General features: G+C 48.6%; 24 protein-coding genes. 18 read left to right on the top strand and 6 right to left on the bottom strand.

The window, feature by feature from the left end:
• Positions 1-423: 423 nt before the first annotated feature.
• The gene (locus D7M11_RS35285; RefSeq protein WP_120751962.1) at positions 424-996 is read left to right on the top strand and encodes a Uma2 family endonuclease; all 573 of its coding nucleotides are present in this window, start codon (positions 424-426) and stop codon (positions 994-996) included.
• Here D7M11_RS35285 and D7M11_RS35280 read toward each other — a convergent pair.
• Together D7M11_RS35280 and D7M11_RS35275 are read right to left on the bottom strand one after the other, a co-directional pair.
• Positions 989-1417, bottom strand: coding sequence for a DDE-type integrase/transposase/recombinase (locus tag D7M11_RS35280; protein ID WP_120751961.1), 429 nt, complete (start codon positions 1415-1417; stop codon positions 989-991). The two genes, D7M11_RS35285 and D7M11_RS35280, sit on opposite strands and share 8 nt — an antisense overlap.
• 341 nt (positions 1418-1758) lie before the next feature.
• Positions 1759-2613, bottom strand: a complete 855-nt coding sequence (locus D7M11_RS35275; RefSeq protein WP_120751960.1) for a helix-turn-helix domain-containing protein — start codon at positions 2611-2613, stop codon at positions 1759-1761.
• 306 nt (positions 2614-2919) lie between these two features.
• Between D7M11_RS35275 and D7M11_RS35270 the strand changes: the two genes are divergently transcribed.
• Complete coding sequence (locus tag D7M11_RS35270) at positions 2920-4230, top strand: ABC transporter substrate-binding protein (protein ID WP_120751959.1); 1311 nt, start codon at positions 2920-2922, stop codon at positions 4228-4230.
• 399 nt (positions 4231-4629) lie between these two features.
• Here D7M11_RS35270 and D7M11_RS37045 read toward each other — a convergent pair whose 3' ends face one another.
• Positions 4630-4824: a hypothetical protein gene (locus D7M11_RS37045; RefSeq protein ID WP_205127164.1), complete on the bottom strand. Its 195-nt coding sequence runs from the start codon at positions 4822-4824 to the stop codon at positions 4630-4632.
• Between the two features lie 365 nt (positions 4825-5189).
• Between D7M11_RS37045 and D7M11_RS35265 the strand changes: the two genes are divergently transcribed.
• From D7M11_RS35265 to D7M11_RS35255, 4 genes are all read left to right on the top strand, one after another.
• The gene (locus D7M11_RS35265; protein WP_120751958.1) at positions 5190-6635 is read left to right on the top strand and encodes a hypothetical protein; all 1446 of its coding nucleotides are present in this window, start codon (positions 5190-5192) and stop codon (positions 6633-6635) included.
• Positions 6636-6656: 21 nt separating this feature from the next.
• The gene (locus D7M11_RS37675; RefSeq protein WP_240041446.1) at positions 6657-7772 is read left to right on the top strand and encodes a family 78 glycoside hydrolase catalytic domain; all 1116 of its coding nucleotides are present in this window, start codon (positions 6657-6659) and stop codon (positions 7770-7772) included.
• Positions 7690-8970, top strand: a complete 1281-nt coding sequence (locus D7M11_RS37670) for an alpha-L-rhamnosidase-related protein (RefSeq protein WP_240041445.1) — start codon at positions 7690-7692, stop codon at positions 8968-8970. Before D7M11_RS37675 ends, D7M11_RS37670 begins: the two co-directional genes overlap by 83 nt.
• A 604-nt stretch (positions 8971-9574) precedes the next feature.
• Positions 9575-10891: an ABC transporter substrate-binding protein gene (locus D7M11_RS35255; RefSeq protein WP_120751957.1), complete on the top strand. Its 1317-nt coding sequence runs from the start codon at positions 9575-9577 to the stop codon at positions 10889-10891.
• Positions 10892-10905: 14 nt separating this feature from the next.
• Here D7M11_RS35255 and D7M11_RS35250 read toward each other — a convergent pair whose 3' ends face one another.
• On the bottom strand, positions 10906-11091 hold the full coding sequence (locus D7M11_RS35250) for a hypothetical protein (RefSeq protein ID WP_120751956.1): 186 nt from the start codon (positions 11089-11091) through the stop codon (positions 10906-10908).
• A 479-nt stretch (positions 11092-11570) separates the two neighbouring features.
• Between D7M11_RS35250 and D7M11_RS35245 the strand changes: the two genes are divergently transcribed.
• From D7M11_RS35245 to D7M11_RS35210, 9 genes are all read left to right on the top strand, one after another.
• Positions 11571-12956, top strand: a complete 1386-nt coding sequence (locus D7M11_RS35245) for an extracellular solute-binding protein (RefSeq protein ID WP_120751955.1) — start codon at positions 11571-11573, stop codon at positions 12954-12956.
• A gap of 71 nt (positions 12957-13027) precedes the next feature.
• Complete coding sequence (locus D7M11_RS35240) at positions 13028-13948, top strand: AraC family transcriptional regulator (RefSeq protein WP_158607011.1); 921 nt, start codon at positions 13028-13030, stop codon at positions 13946-13948.
• A gap of 65 nt (positions 13949-14013) precedes the next feature.
• Positions 14014-14349 carry a hypothetical protein gene (locus D7M11_RS35235; RefSeq protein WP_120751953.1) on the top strand — a complete coding sequence of 112 codons (336 nt, stop codon included), beginning with the start codon at positions 14014-14016 and terminating at the stop codon, positions 14347-14349.
• Positions 14350-14563: 214 nt separating this feature from the next.
• On the top strand, positions 14564-14698 hold the full coding sequence (locus tag D7M11_RS37860; protein WP_275671767.1) for a hypothetical protein: 135 nt from the start codon (positions 14564-14566) through the stop codon (positions 14696-14698).
• Positions 14699-15014: 316 nt separating this feature from the next.
• Positions 15015-15281: a hypothetical protein gene (locus D7M11_RS35230; protein WP_147433556.1), complete on the top strand. Its 267-nt coding sequence runs from the start codon at positions 15015-15017 to the stop codon at positions 15279-15281.
• A gap of 452 nt (positions 15282-15733) precedes the next feature.
• On the top strand, positions 15734-17017 hold the full coding sequence (locus tag D7M11_RS35225; protein ID WP_158607010.1) for an ABC transporter substrate-binding protein: 1284 nt from the start codon (positions 15734-15736) through the stop codon (positions 17015-17017).
• A gap of 394 nt (positions 17018-17411) precedes the next feature.
• The gene (locus D7M11_RS35220; RefSeq protein ID WP_120751950.1) at positions 17412-17981 is read left to right on the top strand and encodes a Uma2 family endonuclease; all 570 of its coding nucleotides are present in this window, start codon (positions 17412-17414) and stop codon (positions 17979-17981) included.
• Between the two features lie 38 nt (positions 17982-18019).
• Complete coding sequence (locus D7M11_RS35215; protein ID WP_120751949.1) at positions 18020-18343, top strand: hypothetical protein; 324 nt, start codon at positions 18020-18022, stop codon at positions 18341-18343.
• Positions 18344-18643: 300 nt separating this feature from the next.
• A complete protein-coding gene (locus D7M11_RS35210) occupies positions 18644-18868 on the top strand; it encodes a hypothetical protein (protein ID WP_147433555.1) in 225 nt (74 codons plus the stop codon).
• Positions 18869-19270: 402 nt separating this feature from the next.
• Here D7M11_RS35210 and D7M11_RS35205 read toward each other — a convergent pair whose 3' ends face one another.
• Positions 19271-21112: a NosD domain-containing protein gene (locus D7M11_RS35205; protein ID WP_120751947.1), complete on the bottom strand. Its 1842-nt coding sequence runs from the start codon at positions 21110-21112 to the stop codon at positions 19271-19273.
• A gap of 1149 nt (positions 21113-22261) precedes the next feature.
• Between D7M11_RS35205 and D7M11_RS37665 the strand changes: the two genes are divergently transcribed.
• The 3 genes from D7M11_RS37665 to D7M11_RS35190 all read left to right on the top strand — a co-directional run bounded on the left by D7M11_RS37665 (position 22262) and on the right by D7M11_RS35190 (position 25217).
• Positions 22262-22480: a hypothetical protein gene (locus tag D7M11_RS37665; RefSeq protein ID WP_240041444.1), complete on the top strand. Its 219-nt coding sequence runs from the start codon at positions 22262-22264 to the stop codon at positions 22478-22480.
• A 508-nt stretch (positions 22481-22988) separates the two neighbouring features.
• On the top strand, positions 22989-24281 hold the full coding sequence (locus tag D7M11_RS35195) for an ABC transporter substrate-binding protein (RefSeq protein ID WP_193556363.1): 1293 nt from the start codon (positions 22989-22991) through the stop codon (positions 24279-24281).
• A gap of 183 nt (positions 24282-24464) precedes the next feature.
• A complete protein-coding gene (locus tag D7M11_RS35190) occupies positions 24465-25217 on the top strand; it encodes a sugar phosphate isomerase/epimerase family protein (protein ID WP_240041443.1) in 753 nt (250 codons plus the stop codon).
• Between the two features lie 581 nt (positions 25218-25798).
• Here the strand turns inward: D7M11_RS35190 and D7M11_RS35180 are convergent.
• Positions 25799-25885 (bottom strand): IS3 family transposase (locus tag D7M11_RS35180; RefSeq protein ID WP_147433559.1); only part of this gene is annotated, 87 nt, incomplete at its 5' end.

Below are 25885 nucleotides of genomic sequence, written 5' to 3'. Positions count from 1 at the left end.
GAGACGGATCGGGTGCCGATCGCGTTTTGAAACGCGCAGAACTGGACGGCACGAAACCAGAAACCGCCGCAAAGCCCTGTAGATGTGCGGATGTGCAGGGCTTTTTTTGCCTTTTTGACATGCAATTTATGCGCTTTATCCATGGGCAGACCAGGCAGAGATTCGTAAATTTATTAAACAACCCAAACAGGAACGATTGGATTAGCTACGAGGGGAGTAGCCTACCAAACCTGCCATATCCTGAGTATGAATTTTTATCGGGTGCAGGTGACTTGAGACAATTCACTCTTGGGCTTAGCTGGGATAACGTTTTTGCAATGTGATATAATACAGAAAAAGAAAGGATCGTTTGCTGTTTCGGATTTCCGGAAAAAAGCGATCCAACGTACGGACACCATACTAATTGTCGGGAGTGATAGTAGAATGAGCATGCCGATGCAGCATCGTCACTACAAGTACGCGGATTATTCCAAATGGGCCGAAGGGGAACGGGTGGAACTGATTGACGGGCATGTTTATGCGATGACTCCAGCGCCTTCCCGAATTCACCAAGAAATACTCGGAAATCTTTACAATGAATTCGCTAATTACCTACGCGGAAAACGATGCAGACCTTATATAGCCCCATTCGATGTTAGGCTCCCTAAAGGAAATGAACTGGACGAGGAAATAGACACCGTTGTTCAGCCGGATTTGTCAATCGTTTGTGATCCTGAAAAGTTGGATGACAAAGGGTGTAAGGGGGCTCCTGACCTGATAGCGGAAATTATTTCGCCCTCTTCGCTCAAACTTGACACGACTGCAAAAAAGGCGCTATACGAACGAGTCGGAGTAAAACAGTATTGGATCGTTTACCCTCATGAGAAGATCGTCATGGTTTACACACTCAAGGAGGAGCGGCGATATGACGATGGTGAAGCATTCAGCCAGGGGGATCTAATTCCCGTAATCGTACTGGAAAATATGACAGTATCGCTGGAGAGAGTCTTTAGTTAAAAAATCGAGGTTTTTGGAAAAAAGAAAGGAATTCGTTCAAGATGAAAATGTTGTTGTCGAGGCAACAAATCCATTCTGAGGGGCGAATTCCATGTAAAAAGAATTCCTCAATCCCCCTCAAAAATCTATAGGCGACGTAGGCGCCAACCGTAGGCAGCATATCGTGGTAGGCATGAGACGTGTACTGGAACCCCTGATCGCTGTGAACGATCAATCCGGGGAGCTGTCCAGTTGCGTCTTTTTGCGCTTCAAAAGCAGCTTTAAACGTTTCCAGAACCAGCTCGTTGTCGTTGCGTGCGCTGATGTGATAGGCGACGATTTCGGTGGTGCAAAGATGTTTAATGGCCACAGGTACAATCGGCCCTCTCCCACGCGGTACTGAGTCACATCCGTCACCCACTTGTGATTCGGTGTTAATCATTAATTCTACTGCTGAGCATCACCTGATTTCTCTAGATATTATGAATTTCCCTAGTTGACGATGATATCCAAGTTTATTGTTTACTTTTAGAACATCATCATTATGAGCGTGGTTTAGTGTATAACAGAGGTGGCGCCTTGGTTTCGGGCATAATCAATCGCTTCATCGGTAGCGCAAATCCACATCCTTGATAGCGGCACCGGCGCGGCGAAAGAGCGTCTTCCTGGGATGATGTGATTTTAACGTTGCGCACTCCAATATTAGGCGCTTGTTTTTTTGCAAAGCGGAAACTTAACGCTCCACAGGAATGCTAGTGCCTCCTACCTGATTGAATGGGGCAATTATTGTATACTTTTACGGTACTCCTTGGGGGTCATTCCTTCATATGTCTTGAACATTTTCGTGAAGTAGCTGTGGCTGCAAAATCCGACATTCAGTGCAATTTGACCGCTGGACAGCTTCGTGAACATGAGTAGGTGCTTGGACCGTGTCAGCCGATATTTAATAACGTATTCCATGACCGAATAGCCGGTGGAGCGTTTGAATATTCTGGAGAAATAGTACGGACTCAAATGAATATGATCCGCAACTTCTTCCAACTTGATTGGGGAAGAAAAGTGTTTCTCTATGTAACCGAGCGCCTGTTGAACTTCTTTCGGATACATGGGTGACAAATGAAGGGGCTGATCCCCGTCGTTCTCCATCTTTGTAATCACGATCTCCGATATAATCTGCGTAATGAGAGACGAGGCGGCGATTTCCAGCCCGAACGGGCGCAGTTTGAACATATTGAACAGATTCATAAACATGCCCCTCATCGCAATGGGATTCCTCGATCGAAATACAGGAGGCCGGGAGCATTCGAGCAACCGGTAATAATCCAAGACCGTCACTCCTCCGAAACGAAACCACAGCAGTTCCCACGGATCGTCCGGATCCGCATAATACTGATGCATTTGGGTCAAATCAAGGAAGAACATTTCACCCGGCCTTAGCTTATATTTGCGTCCCTGCCATATCAAATAACCTGTCCCCCGAACGACATACTTGAGTTGGTAATAATAGAAGGTCCGCTTCATGTGATAATCAGGCGCACAGATAAACCAGCCGACGTCTTGAACGAAAAATAACATTTTTTTGGCCATCTCGCTAGGCGAGTGGGCGATCGTTTGATAGGAATGCTTCACCGAAATCATCCGAAGTCCTCCAAGCTAAGCAAGATTGTTATATATTAAGGGCAACGACGCTATAATAAAAGCGCTTTAATTATTATATAATTTAGTTCAGACATATAGCAATGAAGCGATTCGAAAGGAGGATAAACGAGATGAGCCGGATAGTATCAAAACGACGGCACGAATGTTATAACCGATCTATATTGCTGAATACAAGTCCAGGATCCGCATTCAAGAGTCATTTATAGCTTTAAGGTTACCGGTAACTCAAAATCGGAAGCGTTTACTATGAAAATGGTTCAAAAACAACAATAAGCGGGGGTTAATATGGGAAAACCGATTGTAATGTCTTTGATATCGATTATGACCGTAACCTTGTTGGCCGGATGTGCGGCTACAAAAGAAAAAATGTCCGATGACGGACAGACTGCAATCAAGCAGGAACCAGTTACGCTGAAGTTTTATACAATGCAAAACGACAATTACGCCAAAGGCAAGGAAGCCAACTTCGAAGACGAAATCGGAAGATTTATCAAACAGAAATTCCCTTATGTTACTATTGAACAAGTGCATAAGCCGAATCTTGAAGAGTTCGTTGCGGCTGGGGAAATACCCGATATCATCCTTGATTCCAGCATCAATGTTCGCGCCAGATATTTAGAGTACGGGTTAGCCTACAATTTGGAAGATGCGATCAAAAAGAATAAGTTTGACCTAAGTCGCATCAATCCGGTCTTAATCGAGCAGGTCAAAGCCTATGCAGGCGACTCCAAACTGTACGCGCTGCCTTTCACCATAACAAATTTTATAACTTATTACAATAAAAGTTTGTTCGATCAGTTCGGAGTTTCTTATCCGAAAGATGGAATGTCATGGGACGACGTCTACGATATGACGAAAAAAATGACCCGTACTTCCGAGGGTGTACAATATGTCGGACTTGCCGCTCATAACGGACTGATGTTTAGATATAATCAATTATCAGCTGACGTGCTCGATGCGACGGGACTTAAAGAAAAAGTAAGCGCCTCCACGGAGTGGCAGAAATTGTTCCAGAATTTTAAACGGTTTTACGAAATCCCTGGCAATCCATACACCGCTGTGGACGATTTCCCGAAAGGGAAGCAGGCGATGGTCGTACACGTTTCCGAGAAATTGACGCTGTGGCCCCAGCAGGCGCAGGACTTGAAATGGGATGTTATCGCCGCCCCGGCTTTCAATGAGAAACCGAAGGTCGGCCTTCAGCCGAACACGTATTCCTTGTATCTAATGGGAGCGTCGAAGCATAAGGACGTAGCTTTTCAGGTTATTGCCTCTCTTTTGTCGGATGAAGTACAAACCTATCTATCAAAAAAAGGGTACGGCACACCGCTTCTTAACAATGAAGTGCAGAAAGTGGTAGGACAGAGCATTGCAGGTTTGGAAGGAAAGAATGTGTACAATTCCCTATATTACAACAACTATGCGGATGCGCCTAAGCCCCGTGCTCCCGGCGTTGTTGTGATCACTGGCGACTCTGGATCGACCTTTTTCGAAAATATGCTAAAGAACGGCGAGGATATCAATACGGCATTGAGAAAATGGGGGGAAGACATCGACAAGAAAGTTACGGCAGCCAAAGAGGCTAAGGGCAAGTAGGAGGTACGATAAATATGGCGGGACGCATTTACTTTGCTCCTTCATCTCTAAATTCCGTTGCCCGGGCTCTGTCCTGCGGCAAGCGAACCTTAGCTCGGTCGTTAGATCTTAACGTCTTCTTCTGGGCTAACGGCGATTATAAGACGAACAGGGGGGTAAAGGGATGTGACTGACTCAAGAACGCAAAAACCAGCCGATCCAGGATTTCCACGAGAATGTGCGGTTTTCTGGATTTGCTCAGGCGCTTGAGGAAGCGGGCTCGACTCCAAGAATACTTTATGCAGGCTGCTGCAACCGTAGAGCCGCAATGGACTCGACCTGAATGGGTTGAGAGAGAAACGGTCTCCAAACATAGGCCTGAGTACCCACACCCTCCAGCAGGATGTTCGATGTAGCTGATTATGTGACGAACTCGCGGATCGAGCTGATCGGCGTCGACGACGAAGACGGGCTTGTTGGCGGAACACCGGCGCGGATGAAGTTCCCTTCCATGCCTTGGAACGGATAGATGAACTCCTCGCCCATCACGACTCCGGTCGGTAATATGACGCCCCGGTTCTTCGGTGAGGAATGCTTCTTGTCCAGCAATAACACGTTCTGGAAGGCTAAAGGGCAGCCAACCTGTTTGCTTGTAGAAAGTAACGGTGTGGCTGGTAAGAAACCCCTACTTCTTAGCGAAGCGTAAGTAGGGGAGGTTCATAATAATAAAAATGCACTTTTTCTACAGTCTAAAGACCCGTAAAGTGGGTCTTTTTTTTGTAGCTAAGTCCGTTAGGGTGTTACCGGGAGCACGGAAGTAGAATGAAGCGGGGAGTGGGTATGGAGTGGAATCGCAAGCGCAACACATCAACAGCGTACAAAAAAAAACAGCTTTTTACTAAAGAATCCCATGATGATCCCCTATATAATGGTTCTGGAAATGGCAGGAATGATGCATGAGAACAGGAGGGTGCTGAAATATGAAATTATGCGCAGGTGTTGCCAAGGTTGAAATAACCACAAACGTGGAAGGGGTAATGATTAGCGATCCTTTATATGCCAAGGCGCTTGTACTGGACGATGGTACGACCAAAGCGGTCATCTTGGCGATGGACGCTCTGGCGATCGGCGGCTTGGGCGATGTTAAGGACGATTTCTTACCTAAACTGCGTAGTCGCATTCAGAACGAGTTGGACATTCCAGGGAGCAACGTGCTTGTTAACGCTTCTCATACGCACCCGCAGGGAAGGCTGTTGTGCGACGACGCCGAACAAGTGAACCGGACGTTCGAGGCCGTGAGACAAGCGATGTTCCATATGACAGAGGTCAAAGTCGGCTGGGGTATCGGTTATGAAGACCGGATCAGTGTAAATCGGAATCTCAAAATGAAAAATGGCAAACACTGGTCGATCCGTTACGCCCACCCTTGTCCGAGCGACGAGGATGTAGCGGATGTGGGACCTATCGATCCTGAAATCGGCGTGCTGCGGATCGACCGGATAGATGGCAGCCCGCTTGCGGTCGTCTACAATTTCGCCAGCCATCTGCTTATCGGCGTTCCGGATCGCGGGGTTACGGCCAACTTCCCGGGATTCGCCTCCAAAGTCATCGAGGAGAATTTGGGCCACGGGGCGATGGCCTTGTTCCTGCAAGGGGCTGGAGGAGATATCCTTGAATTGTATTTCAAAGACGTCAACCGGCCTCGCAACTGCGAACCGCTCGGAACTTTGCTCGGTTTAAGCACCTTGAAAGCGGTGAGAAAGATCCAGACTAGGGAAGCGCAATTAAGTGTCCTGTCGGAGACGATCAAGCTGCCGAGAAAAACCGATATTCCCGAACGGATCGAAGCAAGACTGCAGGAACAGAACGAGCTGCTGGCGACGCTCAGAAGTACATGTCTGAACTTCAAGACATTCCTACCGCTTTATATGAAATATGCCCTGAACCCGCAATATCCGGCGGATTATGCGTACCGGTACTTGCAGGAAGCCCGTATCGGCTCCAAGGAACTAACCTCGATGGACGCCCACAATCGGGAAAATATCGACATTTATTTGAGGAATATTCACACCATGGAGAAATTGATCCGCATTAACGAAGATATCGCGACGATGCAGTTCCACAAGATGCTCAACGACAAAGCCGGCGTACCCGATATTCCGGCCGAGGTGCAAGGGATCAAAATCGGAGATTGCGTACTTATTACCGCGCCTGCTGAGCTGCTCGTTGAAGTAGGGTTGAAGCTGAAGCAATCATCGCCATATGAACATACGTTTATCGCCGCTTTCTCAAACGGGTACATGCATTACGCCGCTCCGGCGTACCATTACGAATTGGGCGGGTATGAGGTAACGGAATGTTTGCTGGCGCCCGAATGGCAGGCGGCCTATGAAGAGAAGGCCATCGATATTATCCATAGGCTGTAGACTGCAGCCGGGGAGAGGAACATGGACAAGCAATGGACGGCCCGATGGATTACGGATCGCGAGTTCGCTGCGCTGCCTCCGATTGATCTGTACCATAAGGAACTGAATAACCGTGATCGGAGTTACCGCCACAGGGAGGAACTGCAAAACCGTCATATGCTGGCAAGGAAGGAATTTACACTGGACGGGAGTATATCCTTGGTGGGTGCCTGTCTGGATATAACCGGCGACGACTATTACAAAGTATACGTCAACGGCTGCTTCGTCGGACAAGGTCCGGCGCAAGGCAACGCTTTTCATTATTATTACAATCGATTTGAAATTGCGTCCTTTCTAAATTGCGGCTTGAATGCAATCGCGGTACATGTTTATTATCATGGGTTAATCAGTCATGCCTATAACAGCGGAGATTACCGTCAGGGCTTCATTGCCGAATTGACCATCGGCGGTCAAGCCGCGGTCATAACGGACGGCTCGTGGAAATACCGGATAACAGAGGAGTATGGTAACGGCAGCGTGATTGCATACGACACGCAGTTTGCGGAGCATGTTGACAATCGTCTTAAAGCGCACGGCTGGCGTGAGATTGGATTCGACGATTCAGACTGGAGCGCGGCCGCTGTTCTTAAGAACGACGATCACCAATTATTTCTGCAGCCTACGCCGCCGCTCGCAGTGTATGACATACCGCCCTCGCATGTGACGGAATTAGCGGGAAACTTGTACCGGATTGATTTCGGGCATGAAATCACTGGACAGTTTCGTCTTAGGGCGAGAGGCGAAGAAGGGCAAGTCGTCGAGATCCGCTGCGGCGAAGAGCTACTTGATAACGGTCGCGTCCGATACGAGATGCGGTGCAACTGTTTGTATCAGGATTTCTGGACATTATCGGGCCGTGCGGACGATGAACTCGAGTTGTTCGATTACAAAGCGTTCAGATATGTGGAGGTGATCGCCGAGAAGGGCGTATCGCTCGATATGGGGAGCTTCTCGGCCGTTGTCAGGCATTACCCGATGGATGATGGGGGGGGGCTTGTTCGAATCGTCCGACCCTATGTTGAACGCCATCTGGTCCATATGCCGAAACGGCATCAAATTCGGCTCCCAGGAAACATATGTGGATTGTCCTTCCCGTGAGAAGGGGCAGTACCTCGGAGACAATACGATCATTACGCATGCACATGCTTACCTCACCGGTGATCTGCGTCTGTTCCGCAAATCGCTTCACGATTTCGCCTTGCTAGCTTCGCGTGTGTGTCCGGGTATGATGGCCGTCGCATCCGGGAGTTACATGCAGGAAATTGCCGACTTTTCGTTCCAATGGCCGCTTCAGCTGCTGCAGTACTATAAGCTGAGCGGAGATCTGGAATTTCTTGAACAAATGCTTCCCGTTGCCGAGAATATGCTGCACCACTTCGCCCAATTTCGCAGGGAGGACGGTCTGCTTGCGTGCGTTTCCGACAAGTGGAACCTAGTCGATTGGCCAGAAACGATGCGCGACGGTTATGAATTCGATCTGAAATATCCGATTGGAGAGGGCTGCCATAATGTCTTGAACGCCTTCTACTACGGAGCCATGAACACGGTAGCCGATATCCAGGAAATCGTACACGGCGTAAAATCGGATAGCCTGCTCACCGAATTGGCTAATGTGAAAGCGGCTTTCATTAGAGTTTTTTACAACAAGGAGACGGGGCTTTTCGTCGATGCCGAAGGCTCGGGCCATTCCTCGCTTCATGCCAATGCGCTCCCGCTTCTATTCGATCTCGTTCCGAAAGATGCCGTACAAACTGTTGTAGCTCTAATGCGCGCGAAGCGATTGAGCTGTGGTGTGTACATGGCTTATTTTGTGCTGCAAGCTCTTGCCGTGGCAGGAGAATATGAACTCGTTTATGAATTGATCACTTCCGACGATCACCACTCCTGGAGGACGATGGTCAACGAGGGGGCGACGACTTGCTTCGAAGTGTGGTCCAAAGACCTGAAGGCAAACGCCAGCTTGTGCCACCCATGGGCTAGCGCACCCATTCCGGTGCTGATCGAACATATTATCGGAATCAAACCGACCGCTGCAGGCTGGAAGCAGGTGATATTCGCTCCCCGTCTGCCAGAATCGCTTCGGGAAGTGAAGCTGACATTCCGGATACCTGCAGGGACAATTATTTTCGAATACACCAACGAACAAATGAAGCTTACGGTCCCGGAAGGTGTTTCCGTTGTCGGGAAGTACGTCAACGGCGTACAAAAAAAGAAGGTTTCTATCAATATCGCCGAGAGGACGCCCTCTTCAAACACCGAAGGTGCTAAGGGGGTGGTGAATTGGCGACATCCGTGAAATACCTGTAGCAGATCTGATCACTTGCACCCCCATAGGGGAGGATCAGACTCATGAGTAAATTCGTCTTGGATTGATCGGCTGCGGAGGTATGGCGGGAACGCACTCCGGGGGATTCGAGCATTTGAATGATCAGGTAGACATCGCCGCAACTTGTGACATCGTGGAGGAGTGACAACCCGGAACCAACTAAACGTAACGCAATGCGCTCCGGTTGTGAACATGAAACTTAATAAGTAATGGCGTCCGCTGGCGGTACAGACGGGCGCTGTTTTCGTTTGTGCAGCCGCGGTCGCATTCGACCGCGGCTGAAGTCGTCTGCAGATCAACAACGTACAAAAAATATACGGGTTTTTCTAAAGAATCCTTTTTCAAACTTTTATACAATGAAAGTAGGCAATAAAGTGCGTCTATCCCGGATCGGCCTAAGGAGGGTGTTATGATGGCGTTTTCATCCAACGAATATGAAAGATAGTGAACTGTAAGTCAGCAGAGGAGGTACTATATTGGAGGAGGGAGCAGCCAGGCTAGCTGTTAGGCAAACAGGGATTGTACACGTAGAACAATCGGTTATTCAGTTGAGGTTTTTGGAGGGTGGTCAAGGATGATCTCGTTCAGGAAGAAGATGGTGGGTGCGGTATCGCTTGTACTCCTCATTGCCACGATGGCGAGCTGCAGTTCAGCGAATAAAGATCCCGTTAACCGCATGGACCCGTCCAAGACTCTGGAAACGAATTCGGAGCCGGTTACTTTGAAGCTGATGTGGTTTAATACGTTGGTAGCGAAAGAAGCGGTGGAGCAGTTTATATCCGTTCCCGTGAAGCAGAGATACCCGCATATCACGGTCGAGTTTGTCGATGTAAAACCCGGCGCGTCGCTGCCGGATCTGATCTCCACAGGGCAAAGTTTACCCGATCTCGTTATTACCGACTATTCCAATCTGTCGACTGCTATCGATCTGAAATATCCGTCCGATCTGAACGAAGCACTGAGGGCGAGCAAGGTGGATTTGAATGTATTGGAAGCGAGCCCACTCGAGGGTGTACGGGCTTTGGGGGCCAAGGGCGAGCTGTACGGACTTCCCTTGTACATGGACAAATATATGATGTTTTACAACAAAGATATCTTCGAGCAATTCGCGATCCCCGCTCCAACAACCGATATGAGCTACACGGATCTGATCGCCCTGGTCAAGAGGCTAACCCGATCGGAAGGGGGCATTAAATATTTGGGCTATCGATGGGGTGACCTTTACACGTTCGGCTCTCAGTTAGGGCTGCCCGTTATTAATGCCAAGACGGGAAAAGCCGATCTGCAGTCCGACGGCTGGAAACGGGCTCTATCGCTAATGAAGGAAATGGTCGATCTGGGCATCGACAATAAGATCACTCACGAACACTTCTTCAAAGAGAAACGTCTCGCCATATACCCGCAATGGATGGGGGCGGCTTACGGATTGATCGCCCAAGAGGGCGGCGCACTTAACTGGGACATGGCCGCTATGCCGTACTCCTCCAATCAGCCCCTTACATCAGGGCCGACTAAACCGATCTACTTATTGGCGTCCGCCGCCGGTAAGCATAAGGAGCAGGCGATCGCAGCAATCTCCTACCTCGTCACGTCGCCGGATGTGCAAACGCTGTTATCTCAGCACGGAAGAATCAGCGTACTGAAGGATAAATCGATCCAGCAGCAATTCGGCACGAAGCTCCAACTGCTACAAGGTAAAAACACGTCGGCTGTATTCAAATATCCGTTCGGCAAGCTTCCAAACACGACCGCTTACGAATCGCAAGCCTGGGATGGTTTGGACATGGCTCCGATCGCCATTATCGAAGGAGCGGACGTCAACACCGCTTTGCGGAAAGCCGAAGAGAAGGCGAATAAAGATATTGATACTTACTTAAGCAGCAGAAAGTAATGTACCATGATCCGCTACCCGGAGGATTTCCCGGAGAGCGCCAAGTAACTGGAGCAGTTCGCGAGTATAGCAGATTCGTTTAAAAATCCCTGATCGCTGGTTTTGCGCTTGATGCCGAACCGATCAAGACCGAACTGGCCAAGATCGAACCGGATTTCAAAAAAGGCGCGTTCAGTAGAGATGCGCGGATTGGTCGACATTTTCGAATCCACCTAGAAGGATGCACTTGAGAGTATGAAAAGCTGGCCTGGAAAGGTCAGTTGAAATCAAAAAGCAGCTGGAGGACTATACGGCTTCGCAAAAAAAATAATCGTTATTAGGTTAAAGCCCGGGAGCTTTGTTCCCGGGCTCGTGCTGTTATATTTTTGAAGGTTCCCGGATAACCGATCAAACCGATTAGGGAATAAGAGGCACGTACACCCAGGGGCCAGGAGCGTCCTTTTTTGTATTCCGTAGAGGCTATATGTTCTGATGTCCATATTTTCATAAATTAACTACTCTGATGTACATAAATAACGTTGACGTCGGTTTCGTGGTGTCTTATACTGAGTTAGCAAGTAGACATTTTCGTATTTTTATCTGTGTGATTACGACTTATGAACATTACGACGATATTGAATTGACATAATGGGAACTACAACAAAGAGGAGTTAGATTCGAAAACGGGGTGTCGGGCCGAATGAAAGCAAAACCAACTAATAAGCAGTTCCAGCTTGAGCTGGAAATCATGGCGGAACAATTGCGCGAAGACATTGTGAGCGGCGTCTATCCGGCCAATTCCTTCCTGCCTCCGGAGCCGGCGCTCGCGAAACGGTTTCGACTTAGCAACAAGTCGGTGCGCAAAGGCATGGAGAAACTGGTCGAAGACGGTCTGATCGAGAAAATTCCCCGTGTCGGCAACCGGGTAATCGCTCAGCGTACGAGAGAAACTTTGATCCTGGCATGTACGAACTCGATCGAGAGGGACTTCAGCCTGAGGGCGCTGTTGAACGATTTCCACCGATTGCATCCGTGGATTCGGGTCGAGATCGTTCCTTACTCCGATCTGCCTCAGTTTGAAGGCGGAGTTGGAAGCCGTCCGGCGGATGTATTTGCGCTTGACACCACTCAGTTTCAAGAGCTGAAGGAAAGCGGTCAGCATACGAAACTGGAGCCGCTCGAAGGTTTGGACGGAGCGTTTCCTTTTCTAAATGAGGCTTTCCGATCAGGCCACAGGCAGTACGTGCTGCCGGCAATCTTCTCACCGATTGTGCTCTGCTACAACCGGTCGCATTTTAAGGAATGCGGGCTGCCTGAACCGCATGGCGGCTGGACGTGGGACGATTTGGCGAGAAATGCGGCGGAACTGTCTGGATCTGGAAACCGGCTCGGCTTCTGCTTCCATCTCCTCTCCGAAAACCGTTGGCCGCTATTTTTGCTGCAAAGCGGCAGCAGGTTCGAATGGGACGGGACGCGGCTGCGCGATCTCCGCGGTACGAAGCTTCTGGAAGGGATGAAGCTGGGCAAGCGGATTATCCACGATCCCGATATCTTCCCGCTATATGTATCCGAGAACAATGAAGAAATAATGGCTTTGTTCAATGAAGGTAAAGTTTCGATGATTCTCACCAGCTATATGGGGCTGAACGAGTTCCGCAGCGCCAGCCTTGACTACGATTTGTCGCCGGTTCCTTATATGAACGAGCCCCGGACGCTAGTAGTCGCTATCGGTTTCGGGATGAACCGACTGTCGGTCAACAAGGAAGCGGCCCTTCAACTGATCGGGTATTTCGGCTCCGAGCGGGCTCAGCAGCTGATTCGTTCTTATACGACCAGCATCCCGGCGCTGCAGCAGCTGGAGGCGCCCATAGAACCGACCGTTCCGTTGCCGAGCCGATATCCTTTGTACCGTGAAATTGTCGCTTCTTACCGTTTGCATAGTGAACTGAACATGCCGTGGCGCCTTAACCGGGTACTGGCCGGACAACTAAAAGCGTATTGGGCAGGGGTGTTGGACGAAGAGGAGCTGTGCGATAAGCTGGTCGACAAATTATCGGCACTGGAGAGGGAGATGTCGGGTATGTAAGCCGAGCTTTGGCGCCGGATGCGCGCGTCTGGAATGCGACAAGCGGATCGATGGGGAAAAGAGGGATGGGAATGAGCTTTCAGTCGACTAAAGTGCTTTACCTATCCAGGTGTAAGTACAAGTACGAAAGCCGTGTCGTCGAACACTGCCATAACTTCCATCATATCCTGTACGTGGTCGGCGGCAGCGGAACGTTAAAGGCGAACGAGACCTCTTACAAGATGAGTAAATATGACATGTACGCGATTCCGCCGGGTACGAATCACGGCTTTAGCTCGGACGAATCCGATCCGCTCTGCACGATCGAGGTGAAGGTGCTTGTCGGGGATCCCATGCTGGAATCTTGCTTGAAGACTTTGTCGCTGAAGACGGAAGCACCGCATGCGAAGATCAAGCTGATTTTGGAAGGGATGCTGGACGAGGCGCTCCACTGCCGGCCGCAATACAAAGAAATCATAACTGCGAACTTTATCGAGTTCATCTTGAATATAAGGCGGTTATACAGCGATGTATCCCCGGCGGAAACTCAGGCGGATCCGAACGTGCCGGCCCATCCCCTGGAACGGGAGCCGTCCGCGAAGTTGTTTCCTTCGCAAGCGGATGAAGGGGAGGACCTGGCTGGCCGGGCGATCCGGTATATCCACACGAATTACGACCGCAAAATTGTTTTGAAGGAGCTGGCCCGGAAACTGACCGTTAGCAGCGCCCATCTGTGCCGTGTGTTTTGCGAACGGTACCAGATGTCGCCGATGCAGTATTTGAATCATTGGAGGATTCGCGAAGCGAAGGAGCTTCTTAAACATACGGACCTGTCGATTACCGAAATATCCGCCAAAGTCGGCTTCCAGAGCGTCCACTATTTAAGTCGACGCTTCGCCGTCCGGGAACGAATGTCCCCGCTCCAATACAGACAGATGATGAAGGAGATTGTCGAACTGAAGGTCGAGGAGCAATTTGAAATCGTCGATCACAAGATCGTCCTGCACCGGTGAGCAAGGTATTACTGTTTTCCCTAGTTTTTCTTGGACTGATCTCGTCAAGAGTAGAAGCTGACTTATTGAAGAGTTCTTTTTTTGCGACCATATCAACTGCGTACAAAACGTTCGCCCAAGCCGGTCAGGCAATCGCTAAGAGCGACGGCAGCGGCTTCTGGATGTGCATCGGCAGAGCGGATACGACGACCACAGCGGCCTATGGGGCAGGGGTGAATTCTTTGACGGTTGCAAGCGCCGCAGGGATGAATACCGGAGATGCGGCTGCTGTACTGCTGGAAGACCGGACGACGCAGTGGACCGTCATTTCGGCAATAGCCGGCAATACGATTAGGCTCTCCGCGGCGCTTTCCGGCAACGTTTCCGCCGGGGCTTCGGTTGCGGCGATGAGCTGGTTGTAAAAGATATAGGTAGCCTCCTTGGCTGTTTTTTCCGACGGTCGGGAGGCTGTATCGTTATCGGCGCAGTTGCTATGGAAGTTTGGCGATTCGACCAGGACGTTTTGCAGTTTATACTTCAGGAGGATATCTCCACCGAACGCTTTCGCGAATCTTGCCAACTCCCGTTCGTCACTTGCCAAGAAAAAAACTGGTCGTTTCACGATTCCGTCCGTTAATGGACGTTCGACGATCTGCGGCGGCGAATGCCCGAGAACGTGACTTTCCCAGCAAAAAAGCGGAGCTGGCTTTCGAAAAATCGTATTTGCAAGAAAACGATTTCGTCCGCACCTTTTTGCTTTCGATGGGATGACAGCCTTCTTTTGTGGGAATGCAAAGAGCATAAGCTGGAGCGAGCTGAGCTGCTATATGTGCAATATTTGCACAGCCAGTCGAATTATGTGCCGGGAGAGTCCGTTTCGAGTAGTTGATCCGCACTTTGTGTAACGTCAATCCGGGCGCACTCAGCGGACTGTGGAAAGAAGACCGGCTTGTCACGTTTGCTCCTGCATTCCGTTTACAGACGAAACGATGGCGTTTTCCGCAGCATTCCGATAACAACTCCGATCGCGGGCCTCTACGATCCAAGCCAACGCCAATGTCTAATTTGTATCGCCGGTGTAGACCTTTTGCTGGAGAGCGAAATTAGCGGAACTGTCGCTCGGGCGATGGCCAAAATTATCGAACGGAAGGCGCTGCTGTACAACTTGCACTCGATGCCGAACTGGATGCCGCTTCAGCCATTGCTTGGCTTTGAAGGGCTACCGGGTGCAGATTCGGTTACTGCCCGCGGCGTCGTTTATCAAGCTTTTCCATGCTGGCCGCACTCGTATCGGAAATGCCGGACGTTCCGCCGGAAAGAAAGCGAAATGCGCCACTATCGAGACTGCCGTTAAATGAAGCGCTCATCCTTGTTCGGCGCGCGCTGAAACATTATTTCAAACGATAAGGTAGCATGCATATTCTGCATTACGGTCCATATTTTTAAGTAATGGGGTTGCAACAACATTGCGAACCGTTGCTTTTCCGGCCTTGTCCGTAGTATGACCTATCTATAATAAAGCGGGGGACGTAAAGGAGGATTGAAAGCGCTTAACTGTCATGAAACCGTAAATTGTCATCGTATCTTTGAATGAAAACGTATAAAAACGAACTGTGGTAACGATTCAGGGAGGGAAAGTGGTTTATTACTTTGAGGAAGGCGGCGGAAGCTCAGGCGCCGCAGCAGCTGCGGAATGGCCGAGCGGTTTATCCGATCAATAATCGGATAACGTATCCAATATTTACTTAATCAATAAGTAAATTTTTGAAGATTTATCTAAACATAACAGAAAAGAGGGAGAGTCTATTGAACAGCTTGAAAATAAGGTTTGTCGTTATAGTTGTGCCCATTACTGCGTTCGGGATTTGGCTTAACGGATGCAGCTTCGGGAATAAACAAGGTGTAGAAGCTGAGAAACCGCCGGAACCGGTTACACTGTATTTGTCGTCCCAGTCCATCATTTCCGATAACTGGGATGAGTTGCTGGCGAATCCGCTGAAAAAAAAGTATCCTTACATTACGGTTGAACAAGTAAAAGGAGATGTAAATGAATGGATTGCGCAAGGGAAAAGTGTCGACCTGTTCGCGACAGCTCATGTGACCGTAGGCAGGATGGTGCAAATGGATTTGACTGAAGATATGACGCCTTTGTTAAAAAAACACCAGATGGCTGAATCGAGATTCCAACCTGTTGTGCTTGAGGCGATCAGAAACAATGCAAACGGTCAGCTCGTAGGCTTGCCTTACTATCTGCAGTTTTTCACGTTGTATTACAATAAGGATATTTTTCAAACTCTCGCCGTTCCTTTCCCGAAAGACGGAATGACGTGGGATGACACGGTGGAGTTAGCCAAGAAGGTTAGCCGGACGTACGGGGGTACTTCCTATCAAGGGTTTAAAACGGACCAGGTTCAACGTCTTGCGGATCCTTTTGGGGTGACAGTGGTAAACGCCGCAACGAATCGTGCTTCCGTTATAAATGAGCAATACAAGCGGGTTTTTGAACTGTCCAAACAATTTTACTCTATCCCGGGCAATATGCCTGCAAGTCCGAAAGATGTAAGTAATAAAGCGCTCGATCAGTTTACTAAAGACAAAAATTTGGCCATGTATTTTGCGGTAAATCGATTTTCAAATTTGGCCAATTCCAATGTCAATTGGGATATGGCTCAGGCTCCTTATTATCCGGATAAACCGAATGTAGGGGGAATTGTGGACAGCTTTATTATAGGAGTTACCAAAACGAGCAAACACCAGGATGATGCTTTCCGGGTGATCGAAACATTTCTTTCGGATGACATACAGTTATTGGCGGCTAGAAAGCTGGGAGTGGTTTCTCCACTCGCCAATCCGATTATGCAAGAGCAATACGCCGCGGACATGAATTCTGTGAAGGACAAAAATCTCAAGGCGATCTTTAAAAATAAGATTATCGCTTCTGATCCTTACAGCATATACCGGAGCCAGGGCATGGATGAATTGTATGATGTGCACGGTAAATATATTTTTGGAGAGTATGATACAAATACCGCGCTTAGAGTTTTGGACGAACAAATTAACAAGAAGATTGACACAATTAAGGGGAAATAAGGCCACTCATCAACTCTTTCACATCCTTTGTTTTGGGTTTTACGGCCTGTTCTATAACAATATCGAACTCTCTTGAATCAGTGGATGACATATGCTTTCTTCCAATCGTAAGTGCCTGAAGCATGAGATTACGTTGAAAATTATGTTATAATTCAGGTATTAGCAGCCATAAATGATCACGAACATCGAAGTAGGTTGCGATCGTAAATGATGCTGACCCCATGCGAACGAGTTATTCATGTACATGATTCTGACTTAGACATGCAGCAATTGACCGAAAATCCGACTAGGATATTTAGCAAGGTAAAAACTATACGACAGATGAAGTGATTAAGCAAATAAGACAAGGCAAGCTGTAGACTGAAGTAACGGAACCCGAAGGAGGTAGATTCAGGTGTCGAATCCAGATGAGAAAAAGCTGCATTCGTATCAAGATTGGTTGTCCTGGGACGGTGCATGGGAATTAATTAACGGCAAAGCCTATAATATGTCGCCGGCTCCAAATGCGCTGCATCAGTTCATCGTTGGAGAGCTGCATTTCGCACTGCGAACGTACTTTCAGAATCGGAGCTGTTTTGTGTTTGTTGCGCCGTTCGATGTGTTCTTCAGTGAAAGTGATCAATATGATTCTCCCGATCATGTGACGCAGCCGGATCTGTCTGTCGTTTGCTCTAAGAGTCAGATTTCCAAAAACGGTTGCCATGGGGCGCCAGCGATGATTATCGAGGTGTTGTCGCCATCAACTGCGCTTAAGGATTTCAATGAGAAGTTCAATCTTTATCAGAAATATAGAGTCAAGGAATATTGGATCGTCGATCCTGGTAATCGCACGGTCCATGTGTATGCGCTGCAGGATGGATTGTATCAAGTACGGGAATTGTTTACGGAGCAGGATAATGTGCTGTCGAACGTTTTCAAGGATTTCCAGATACCTCTCAGCAAGCTGTTTAGCTTGGAATCCTAATACGATAAAGCCGACTTCCACAGGAGTTGGTTTATTTTATGCTTAGAATTAAGCACCTTGACCGGCACGGAGGCAGCGTCGAAGACCGTTCCGTGATCGGCGACCCGGTTGTCTATTATTCCGGGACATGGACGACGACGCGCAATGATGACCGACTAATCGGCAGCAGCGCAGTTACGGCGACGTCGAATGGAGCTTGTGCGGAGATTCCATTCTATAGGGGCAGGGCGCAATTGCTTGGCGTGCGGTTCAATACGCACGGCAAGGCGGCGATCTATATTGACGGGGTGTACCACAGCACGGTGGACAATTACCGCGCCAGCTGGAAGGCGCAAGAAATCATCTTTGATACGGGAACGTGACGGAAGGACTTCATCTCATACGATACGAGCGGATCAAGGAAAAAATCCTGCGTCCAGCAACTTTTATATCCATTTTGATGCGCTGCGGGTGATCGAATAGCTCGGAGGAGCGCAGACTGAAGGCGGCCGCGGCATGATTGCTGTTAACCGTTATTGGCTATGGCTAGACGAAGGGGTTGTCCTTGTATACAGGGGCAGCCCCTTCTTATGTGCTGCAAGTGCTGCGAGGCTTACGTCTACTGAAAGAAAGATTCGTTGAAACGGGATTTTCCGTTCGGATGAGGAGGAAGCATGTTATGTTTGAAGAAAGCCCAAAGTTTGGAGGAAATCATGCTTGTGACAACAGAGAGACTTATCATTCGCAGCTTTCGGCACGACGACTGGCAGGCATTGCTGGAGTATGCTTCCGATAGCGAAGCATTTTTTATTTGTTCTCGTGACTGGAATGGGATAAAAAGTTCTTGTCATTTATGGGATAAGGTTCTTGTCAACCGACATGAAATAAACCAGAACTTGATGTCATAAATGACAAGAACTTTATACCATTCCCGGCGGCTCGGATTTGAGAATAAAAAAATCGCCACTTTTGGCGATATCTTTTAATAATTTCCGGACGAATGTAGGTCAAAGGTCGTCGAATCGACGGCCTTTTTGAATGTTTTATATAGCCATTATAACAGGTTAAGAAACGCATTTTTTTGTTTTTCTGGCTCTATTTTTCCCGTTGAAACCTCCTCCAAATAATTAAAAAGGCTTTGCAAGTTTATAACCTGCAAAGCCAGTGAACTAATTATTGTGTTAGTCATTCCACTTGTGATCAACCGTAAACTCTGCGCCGTAAAGAGTGTTATACGAATAGGTCTTAAAAACAATTAGCCGGGCATTTCTGCCGGGCTACTTGTTTTTTGCTATTTAAATATCGCCCTGCTATATCAAATCCACATATGACGTATTCGGTGAGGCTGACAAGTCCTGCAGGTTGCCGCTTACCGCTCCACAGCGGAGGTCGTTCTGAAGGCGGGTAAGCAGTGTAACGGCCGCGGCGACGTTTAGCCCGTAACGCAGCTTCTTTTTGCCGGATTCGGTACGCAGGACGTTGCCGATGATCCGGACTTCCGCACACGATCCTGTAAGCGCGATGCCGTCGTAGGTACTGTCTCCGGTCTGCCCGGCATTCGTGATCGAGTTGTCCGTGATGACGACCCGCTTCGAATTGTTAGCCTGGATGCCACTCATGTTCGAATCCCGAATGATGTTGTCTGCAACGATGACGTTGCTGCTGTCCGTCACATAAATGCCATTCTTTTTGACGCCTTCGATCAGGTTGCCGGTGACGATACAGTGATTGCTCCGCAGGCTGATTCCCTGGCCGTCCAGGTTCTTGAATATGTTGTTTGCGATAATGATTTTCTCGCCGCAGCCTTCCGGAAAACCTTCTACATAAATGCCGTTATTGGTGCCGGTATCCATTACGTTATGCTCGATGATGATCGTGCTAGCCGGCTGAACCGGATGATAAACGCCGTTGTCGTCTTTCGAGGAGGCCGATGTTGCCGACGGTGTGGATACAAACATGCCCCCGTTCACCTTTTTCAGATGGTTGCCTGCTATGACGGAGTTTCTCCACTTGAACGGACGGATGGCCCAATAAGTCGACTGCTCCATGACGTTGTCCCGGACGATGATGTGATCGAAATAAGCATCGGGATAAGCGCCGTGCGCTCCTACGCCACAAGGCCACGGAACGGTACCGGGCGTTCCGCTCGGTCCGAAATAACAATCCTTTACCGTAACGTGATGGGTAGGAGTATGGTCGGCCGCTTGGCCGGCGAATCCCCCTATCAATGCGGGCTCGAGCTGAATGGCCTCAACGTAGTTCTGAGTCGTAAACATGCATCCGATAAAGTTACAGCACTCGATCATTACGTAACGGACTCCGGTCAGCTCCGCCGCATGTCCGCTTTGGTTATCCTTGATCGTCAAGTTTCTGAGCGTAATGTGCTCCGCGTGAGCAAGCGCGATGCCGTTGCAAACCCGAGGCTGCCGGGTCGCATTGCCGTCGAGTATGCCGCCTTCGATCGTAATATTGCCGTTGCCGCCGTATCCGTAGAAAATATCGTCCTTCCGGTAGTTGCGGATGACGTTGCCGTCGTGACCGCGGAGAATGACCGTTTGCGCATCCATCTTCAGGTGGGTGTTTTTAAATATGTAAAGCTCCGCCGTCATTCGGTAGGTGCCCGCAGGAACGATTACGTTAGCGGCAGGCCAGCGAAGCGCTTCATTCAGAGCCGACTGCAGGGCGAGCGTATCGTCCGCGATGCCATCTCCTTTGGCGCCGTACCATTTGGCGTTTACGGTATAAGCATCGACTGCGCGCTTATACCTGGCTCCTGAAGCGCTTACGAGAACGGTACCGGTATTGTCCGCCGTTTGCGTATCGGCCGGATCGTAAAAAAAGAAGCCTTCTTGCTCCCAGTCGGTAATAAAGTAAGCGAAGGAAGAGGAGGGTTGGTCGTTTAGTCTGAGTTCGGCAATCGTAACCGGAATACAGTAGGATAAATCCATCAAATCTTTCGGTTTCTGAGAAGGCTTGCCGGATTTTCCGTAAGTGGCCCCCGACACGCTCTCCGCCTGGGCACCGGCGCTGCTCCCGTACGCTGACAAGACGGCGGCTGCACCGGCTATACCCATCGTGGCGAGCAGCTTTCTTCTGCTAATCGGTCGATTTGCAGCGGGCTCTCGTTGTGGAGAACGGACTTCATCACTCATTCTTCAACTACCTCCTCACATAATTTACGCAAAAAAAGTTTAATGTGATTCATATACGCGCGATATTACAAACAAAATGTTAATGTCTTGCGCGTTATTTTGTCAATATACCGTTGCGCGTTTCTGTTTCAAATGTTTGTAAAGCTTGCTAACGCGTTTGTTTTATTGGTTTTGTAAAAAAAATGTAATATGACTGCGAATATTCGGGTGAAAAATTTGTTGACACCGCTATTTTCGTGAGCTAAGCTAATCTTAAAAATTGGACACGAACGAGTGTAAATGAACAATTACTCCAATCTATTGCGCAAAGGAATACAGCCTATGTTGGCAGTCGAACACAAAATGCGCATCGTAGAGCACGCGAAACAGAAGCGGATTGTCATGTGGCCGATCTGGCGAAGGAATTTCAAGTTCATGATGCGAACATCGGCAGGATCTTACAGAGATCGGGCTTGAAGGGCTTCTTCGGAGAACGTATGGAGGGGTCGTCGTCGATCAAGGGGCAAATATAGAAGCCTCCTTCTCGGAAAGGGTCTATGAACAGATCGACAGAAGCATCGGATCGGAAAAACGGCGTGACAGACGACATCAACATTGCTGCGGAGCTGCGGGACGCGCCGGGCATTACCATCATCGTGACGGGGGACTACTGAGTCATGCCAGCTTCATGTTGAACGGGATGTTCACCGATCAAGTGCTGGGTACGCTCCATGTGCTTAAAAGATCGGATTCGGTGTATTTTCATTACGGGAGCCGAAGCTTCCGATGCACAGGTAAGAGCGTTCCGCGATGCAGGCGTAAAGGTCCGTGACGGCGTAAGGCAACAGATTCGCCGGGGCAACTTGAGAGGAGGTGATATTCGAGGAAGGAAATAACGTTGTGCGATCGCGCGCATATCGACTTATTCAAGGGGAGGATCGAAGAGAACCGGGTACATCGTTCGCAGCGAAGAGCCTGTTCCCGGGCAGCGGTTTTCGGCGATGGGTCGGTCGGCTATTTGATTGCTACGATGCTGCATCATGTTTACGGCTAAAACGGCGACCGGCTGCAAGCTTTCGGTGCGATGGAAGAGAAGCTGAGCGAGTTTTCGTTTGCCGGCAGGGCGATGAATGCAAAGTTATGATTTCGCGAGCGGGGCGGGCGTTGACATTGCGGTGGATTGCATGGTCGGGCGGTTTAGCGAAAGTACGAAACCAGGCGATCGAGCTGTCTAATCCGGGAGGCGTTCTTTTGCTGATGGGCGTTACCGAGGTGCGCGTTCCGATCAATACGCGGGATGTGCTGGAGAAAGGAATTACGTTAATCAGCAGCAGCCGTAGCTATTCCGAATCGCGAGTGGGAAAGACGGGGCATTTCAGTGGTAATTAACTCCTGAATCCGCTCAGTACCCTAGAGAATAAACAATATGATCTTCTATTGTACACGAAAGAAGTAAAACACGAAACCAAATTGCGGAGCTTGCGATGAGCTTCGTGTTTTCACGGGATGCAAAGGAAGCGCTTTCTCTTTGTTAAGAGTTTGTAAACGAAATTGAAAACTTTTTAGGCCAGCCTCGACGATCATGTCAGACAAAGTTTGACGGAGACCACGGCGCAAAACGGCGGAATCATTCTATCCATGTACGGTGTCCCGCCCGAGAAGGGCAACGAGATGCTGTACGTCATTCGCGAAGTATTCAGCGGCATGATTCTTGCGCTCAGAACATGAAGAGCGGAGCCTCTGCCGAACTGATTACGCTCATCGATTTGATTATCGAAATGGGGGCTATCCCATCGAAGGCATTGTAAGCGACAGACAGGTAAACGTACTTTAATGATTAGGGGAGGTTTTTCAATTGGAAAGGCGAAAGAGGTCAATTTTGGTATCAGCGTGCTTGATGTTGCTTATTACCGCTGCATGCAGCAACTCGGGGAACGGTTCTTCCCAGACTTCAAAAGGGGAAACAGGCCAAAGCGGAGCAACAGGTCCGGACATGAAAAAGCCCGACCCCGTTACATTGAAATGGAGTAAATTTATGTCGGGCAGAGGCAAGGATTATTTCGAGAATTACGTCAAGCCTTTTGTGGAGAAGAAGTTTCCCTACATTACCCTTGAGTATATTGAAATGAACTCGGAGAAAGAGTTGGATGAACACATTGCCACGGGAGATATTCCGGACATCCTGATTGCCGGAGATACGAGATTGCCGATATTGGCAGATAAGCAATTTCTTTTGGACTTGAAAGACTTGGTCAAAGTACATAAGTTTGATTTGAAGCAAATTGAAGCCCCGGCAATCAGTGCGGCAGAGCTTTATTCGACCAAAGGGGAACTGGATGGACTGCCATTTACAAAAAGTGCTTTCGGCCTATTCTACAATAAAGACATCTTTGATAAATTCGGTGTTTCTTATCCGAAGGATGGAATGACCTGGGAAGAAACGATGGAGCTTATCAAGAAAGTGACACGTAAAGACGGTTCGACACAATATTTGGGGCTGCAGTACAGCGGAAGCCATACGAATATCGGAAAGGGCATGGCCTTGAATTTGATTGATCCCAAGACAGGAAAAGCGGCTTTCAATACGGATCAATGGCTGAGGGTGCTGAACATGCTGCACGATGTTTACAGTATTACTGGGAATCAATTACAGAACAATCTAATCGATCGGTTCGTCGACGGCCAGACAGCTATGGTTCCATGGTGGACGGCCGATATTATTAATGCAGTACAAAAGAAAGTGGACGGGGGAGGAAGTCTGAACTGGGATGTGGTCACCTACCCGAAATTTGAAGGGTACGACGGTTACTTTGAAATCGGAGCCCAAATGTACACCATCAGCAAAGTTAGCAAGCATCCGGAGGACGCATTCAAGGTAATCACCTATCTTGCCACAGATCCCGAAGTACTTTCCAAAGCCGCGACAAACTTTGATTTGCCGGTTGTAAAATTGGATAATCTCGATAAATTATTCGGCAGCGGGAGAGAGATTCTAAAAGGGAAGAATGTGCAAGGAATGCTAAAAGGTAAATTTTTGGATCCTCATGCCCCATCTCAGTATGATGACCTCGCCAAACAGGCCTTCGATAGAAATGCCGGTAAATATTTGTCCGGGGAAATATCCGACCCAAGAACGGCATTGGCCAAAGCAGAGGAAGAAGCTAACAAAGCGATTGCTGAAAAAAAATAGAAGTAACGGCAGAAATAGCTGGAGGACAATTTTCCTTTAGCTGTTTCTGATCTTGAAAACAAACAATCTTTTGGAATATTGCCCTTTGTTTGTTTTGCTTTGGGTAATTTATTGGAATCGGCGATACTATTTCAATTAGAGAGCAGGGAAACGATGACGGTCTTTATTAATTTACTGCCGTATATGAAACGGATTGATGATTGCAAAGAGCTTTTGGACGCTTGGTCGGGAGGGCTGGAGCTCCCGATGGACGGACCGAACTGGGACGAACCTGTGAATTGGCATGAGGAATTCAAGAGATTTAAGGGCCACAAGGGCCCGATTAGCGTGCATTCCCCAATCTGGGAGCTGAATCTGGCCTCAGCCCGGTTCGAAATGATCAGTCAGTATTCCTATGAGGTGTACAAAGAGTGCCTGGAATGGTCGGCTCATATCGGAGCAGAACAAATGGTCGTTCATCCGAGCCTGTATTCCACCCGGCTGTTCATGCGTGAGCAATCCCAAAGGCGATCGATCGACAACCTGAAGCGGCTGGGCGAAGTGGCCCAAAAGCTCCGCATCGACTTGGCCGTGGAGAATGTAGGCTTCCATGAATTCGCCTTGTTCGATGAGGACGAATTCGTCCGGCTATTCGAAGAAATCCCAACGATTTCTGCGCTGGTCGACGTCGGTCATGCCCATATCAACGGCTGGGATACTCCGGGACTCATTCGTCGATTGGGGGAACGATTAAGTGCGGTCCATCTGCATGACAATGACGGAATTGACGATCTGCATCTGCCGATCGGAGGCGGTACGATCGAATGGGAGCCGATCTGGGAGGCACTGAGAAGTCAGAAGCATGCGTATCGGTCCATTTTGGAATACGATTTCGATACTCCGCTTGCAACTGTTCTGGAGCATGCTTCGCTCGTCAAACGGGAGCTTCGGAAATAGCTTGGTGGCAGTTTTAAAGTATGATTAGATTCTATTAAACTTCGGTATGCATTGCTGTATGTTTATTTTCATCAAGCAAACGATGTGTCAAATTTGGATGACAAATCAATGAACTGGTTAAAAGAGCTTCAACTAGTAGCCGTTTCTGATGACCCTATGCTGCCGATTGATTTTGTTCAAGAATTTAAAAGCATTTACAATAGTAATCATTAACCTTTTGAAGTAACTAACCCTACCACAGTTACACTACATGGTTGGCAAGAAGCTGTTGGTTCAGGGTTTCAGGCGAGTATCGGAATGCGTTATGAAGTTGGAACATATAGCATATTCTCTGGTTTCACTTATAAAGGTCAAGCAACTGTTGATATCGTGTATTTAGAAACTGGGACCTGGTTCTCGGAACTTGTTACCGGAGTACCCCTCGGGAGTAATTATAAACTCAGATTTACAAATACCGGTAGAGACTCAGTGAAAGGCGCAGGAAATGTTTATCAGTAAATATATTTTAGCTTGATTCCGAATAAGAGAGAGTTGGGACCTTTAAACTGGTCCCTTAGTCAAGGACACATAGAAAAAAAGAGTTAGGCCGGACTTAAGAGATGATTCCTGTATTGTACAGGAGTCATCTTTTTTAACCCCCATTGGTATCTGTGATTGTTGTAATAGTG

It is taken from the genome of Paenibacillus ginsengarvi (assembly GCF_003626695.1).
GTDB lineage: Bacteria > Bacillota > Bacilli > Paenibacillales > NBRC-103111 > Paenibacillus_AB > Paenibacillus_AB ginsengarvi.
The sequence above is the reverse complement of the archived record's forward strand: the minus strand, read 5'-3'. Positions and strand labels throughout refer to the sequence as shown.

What these genes read in the sequence shown, in the direction of transcription:
- D7M11_RS35270 (WP_120751959.1), top strand. Translation starts at nt 2,920, where the DNA reads ATGGGAAAACCGATTGTAATGTCTTTGATATCGATTATGACCGTAACC.
- D7M11_RS35280 (WP_120751961.1), bottom strand. Translation starts at nt 1,417, where the DNA reads ATGATTAACACCGAATCACAAGTGGGTGACGGATGTGACTCAGTACCG.
- D7M11_RS35190 (WP_240041443.1), top strand. Translation starts at nt 24,465, where the DNA reads ATGAAACGGATTGATGATTGCAAAGAGCTTTTGGACGCTTGGTCGGGA.
- D7M11_RS35265 (WP_120751958.1), top strand. Translation starts at nt 5,190, where the DNA reads ATGAAATTATGCGCAGGTGTTGCCAAGGTTGAAATAACCACAAACGTG.
- D7M11_RS35275 (WP_120751960.1), bottom strand. Translation starts at nt 2,613, where the DNA reads ATGATTTCGGTGAAGCATTCCTATCAAACGATCGCCCACTCGCCTAGC.
- D7M11_RS35255 (WP_120751957.1), top strand. Translation starts at nt 9,575, where the DNA reads ATGATCTCGTTCAGGAAGAAGATGGTGGGTGCGGTATCGCTTGTACTC.
- D7M11_RS35240 (WP_158607011.1), top strand. Translation starts at nt 13,028, where the DNA reads ATGAGCTTTCAGTCGACTAAAGTGCTTTACCTATCCAGGTGTAAGTAC.
- D7M11_RS35285 (WP_120751962.1), top strand. Translation starts at nt 424, where the DNA reads ATGAGCATGCCGATGCAGCATCGTCACTACAAGTACGCGGATTATTCC.
- D7M11_RS35195 (WP_193556363.1), top strand. Translation starts at nt 22,989, where the DNA reads ATGTTGCTTATTACCGCTGCATGCAGCAACTCGGGGAACGGTTCTTCC.
- D7M11_RS37675 (WP_240041446.1), top strand. Translation starts at nt 6,657, where the DNA reads ATGGACAAGCAATGGACGGCCCGATGGATTACGGATCGCGAGTTCGCT.
- D7M11_RS35245 (WP_120751955.1), top strand. Translation starts at nt 11,571, where the DNA reads ATGAAAGCAAAACCAACTAATAAGCAGTTCCAGCTTGAGCTGGAAATC.
- D7M11_RS35250 (WP_120751956.1), bottom strand. Translation starts at nt 11,091, where the DNA reads ATGTCGACCAATCCGCGCATCTCTACTGAACGCGCCTTTTTTGAAATC.
- D7M11_RS37860 (WP_275671767.1), top strand. Translation starts at nt 14,564, where the DNA reads ATGGACGTTCGACGATCTGCGGCGGCGAATGCCCGAGAACGTGACTTT.
- D7M11_RS35215 (WP_120751949.1), top strand. Translation starts at nt 18,020, where the DNA reads ATGCTTAGAATTAAGCACCTTGACCGGCACGGAGGCAGCGTCGAAGAC.
- D7M11_RS35205 (WP_120751947.1), bottom strand. Translation starts at nt 21,112, where the DNA reads ATGAGTGATGAAGTCCGTTCTCCACAACGAGAGCCCGCTGCAAATCGA.
- D7M11_RS37670 (WP_240041445.1), top strand. Translation starts at nt 7,690, where the DNA reads ATGTTGAACGCCATCTGGTCCATATGCCGAAACGGCATCAAATTCGGC.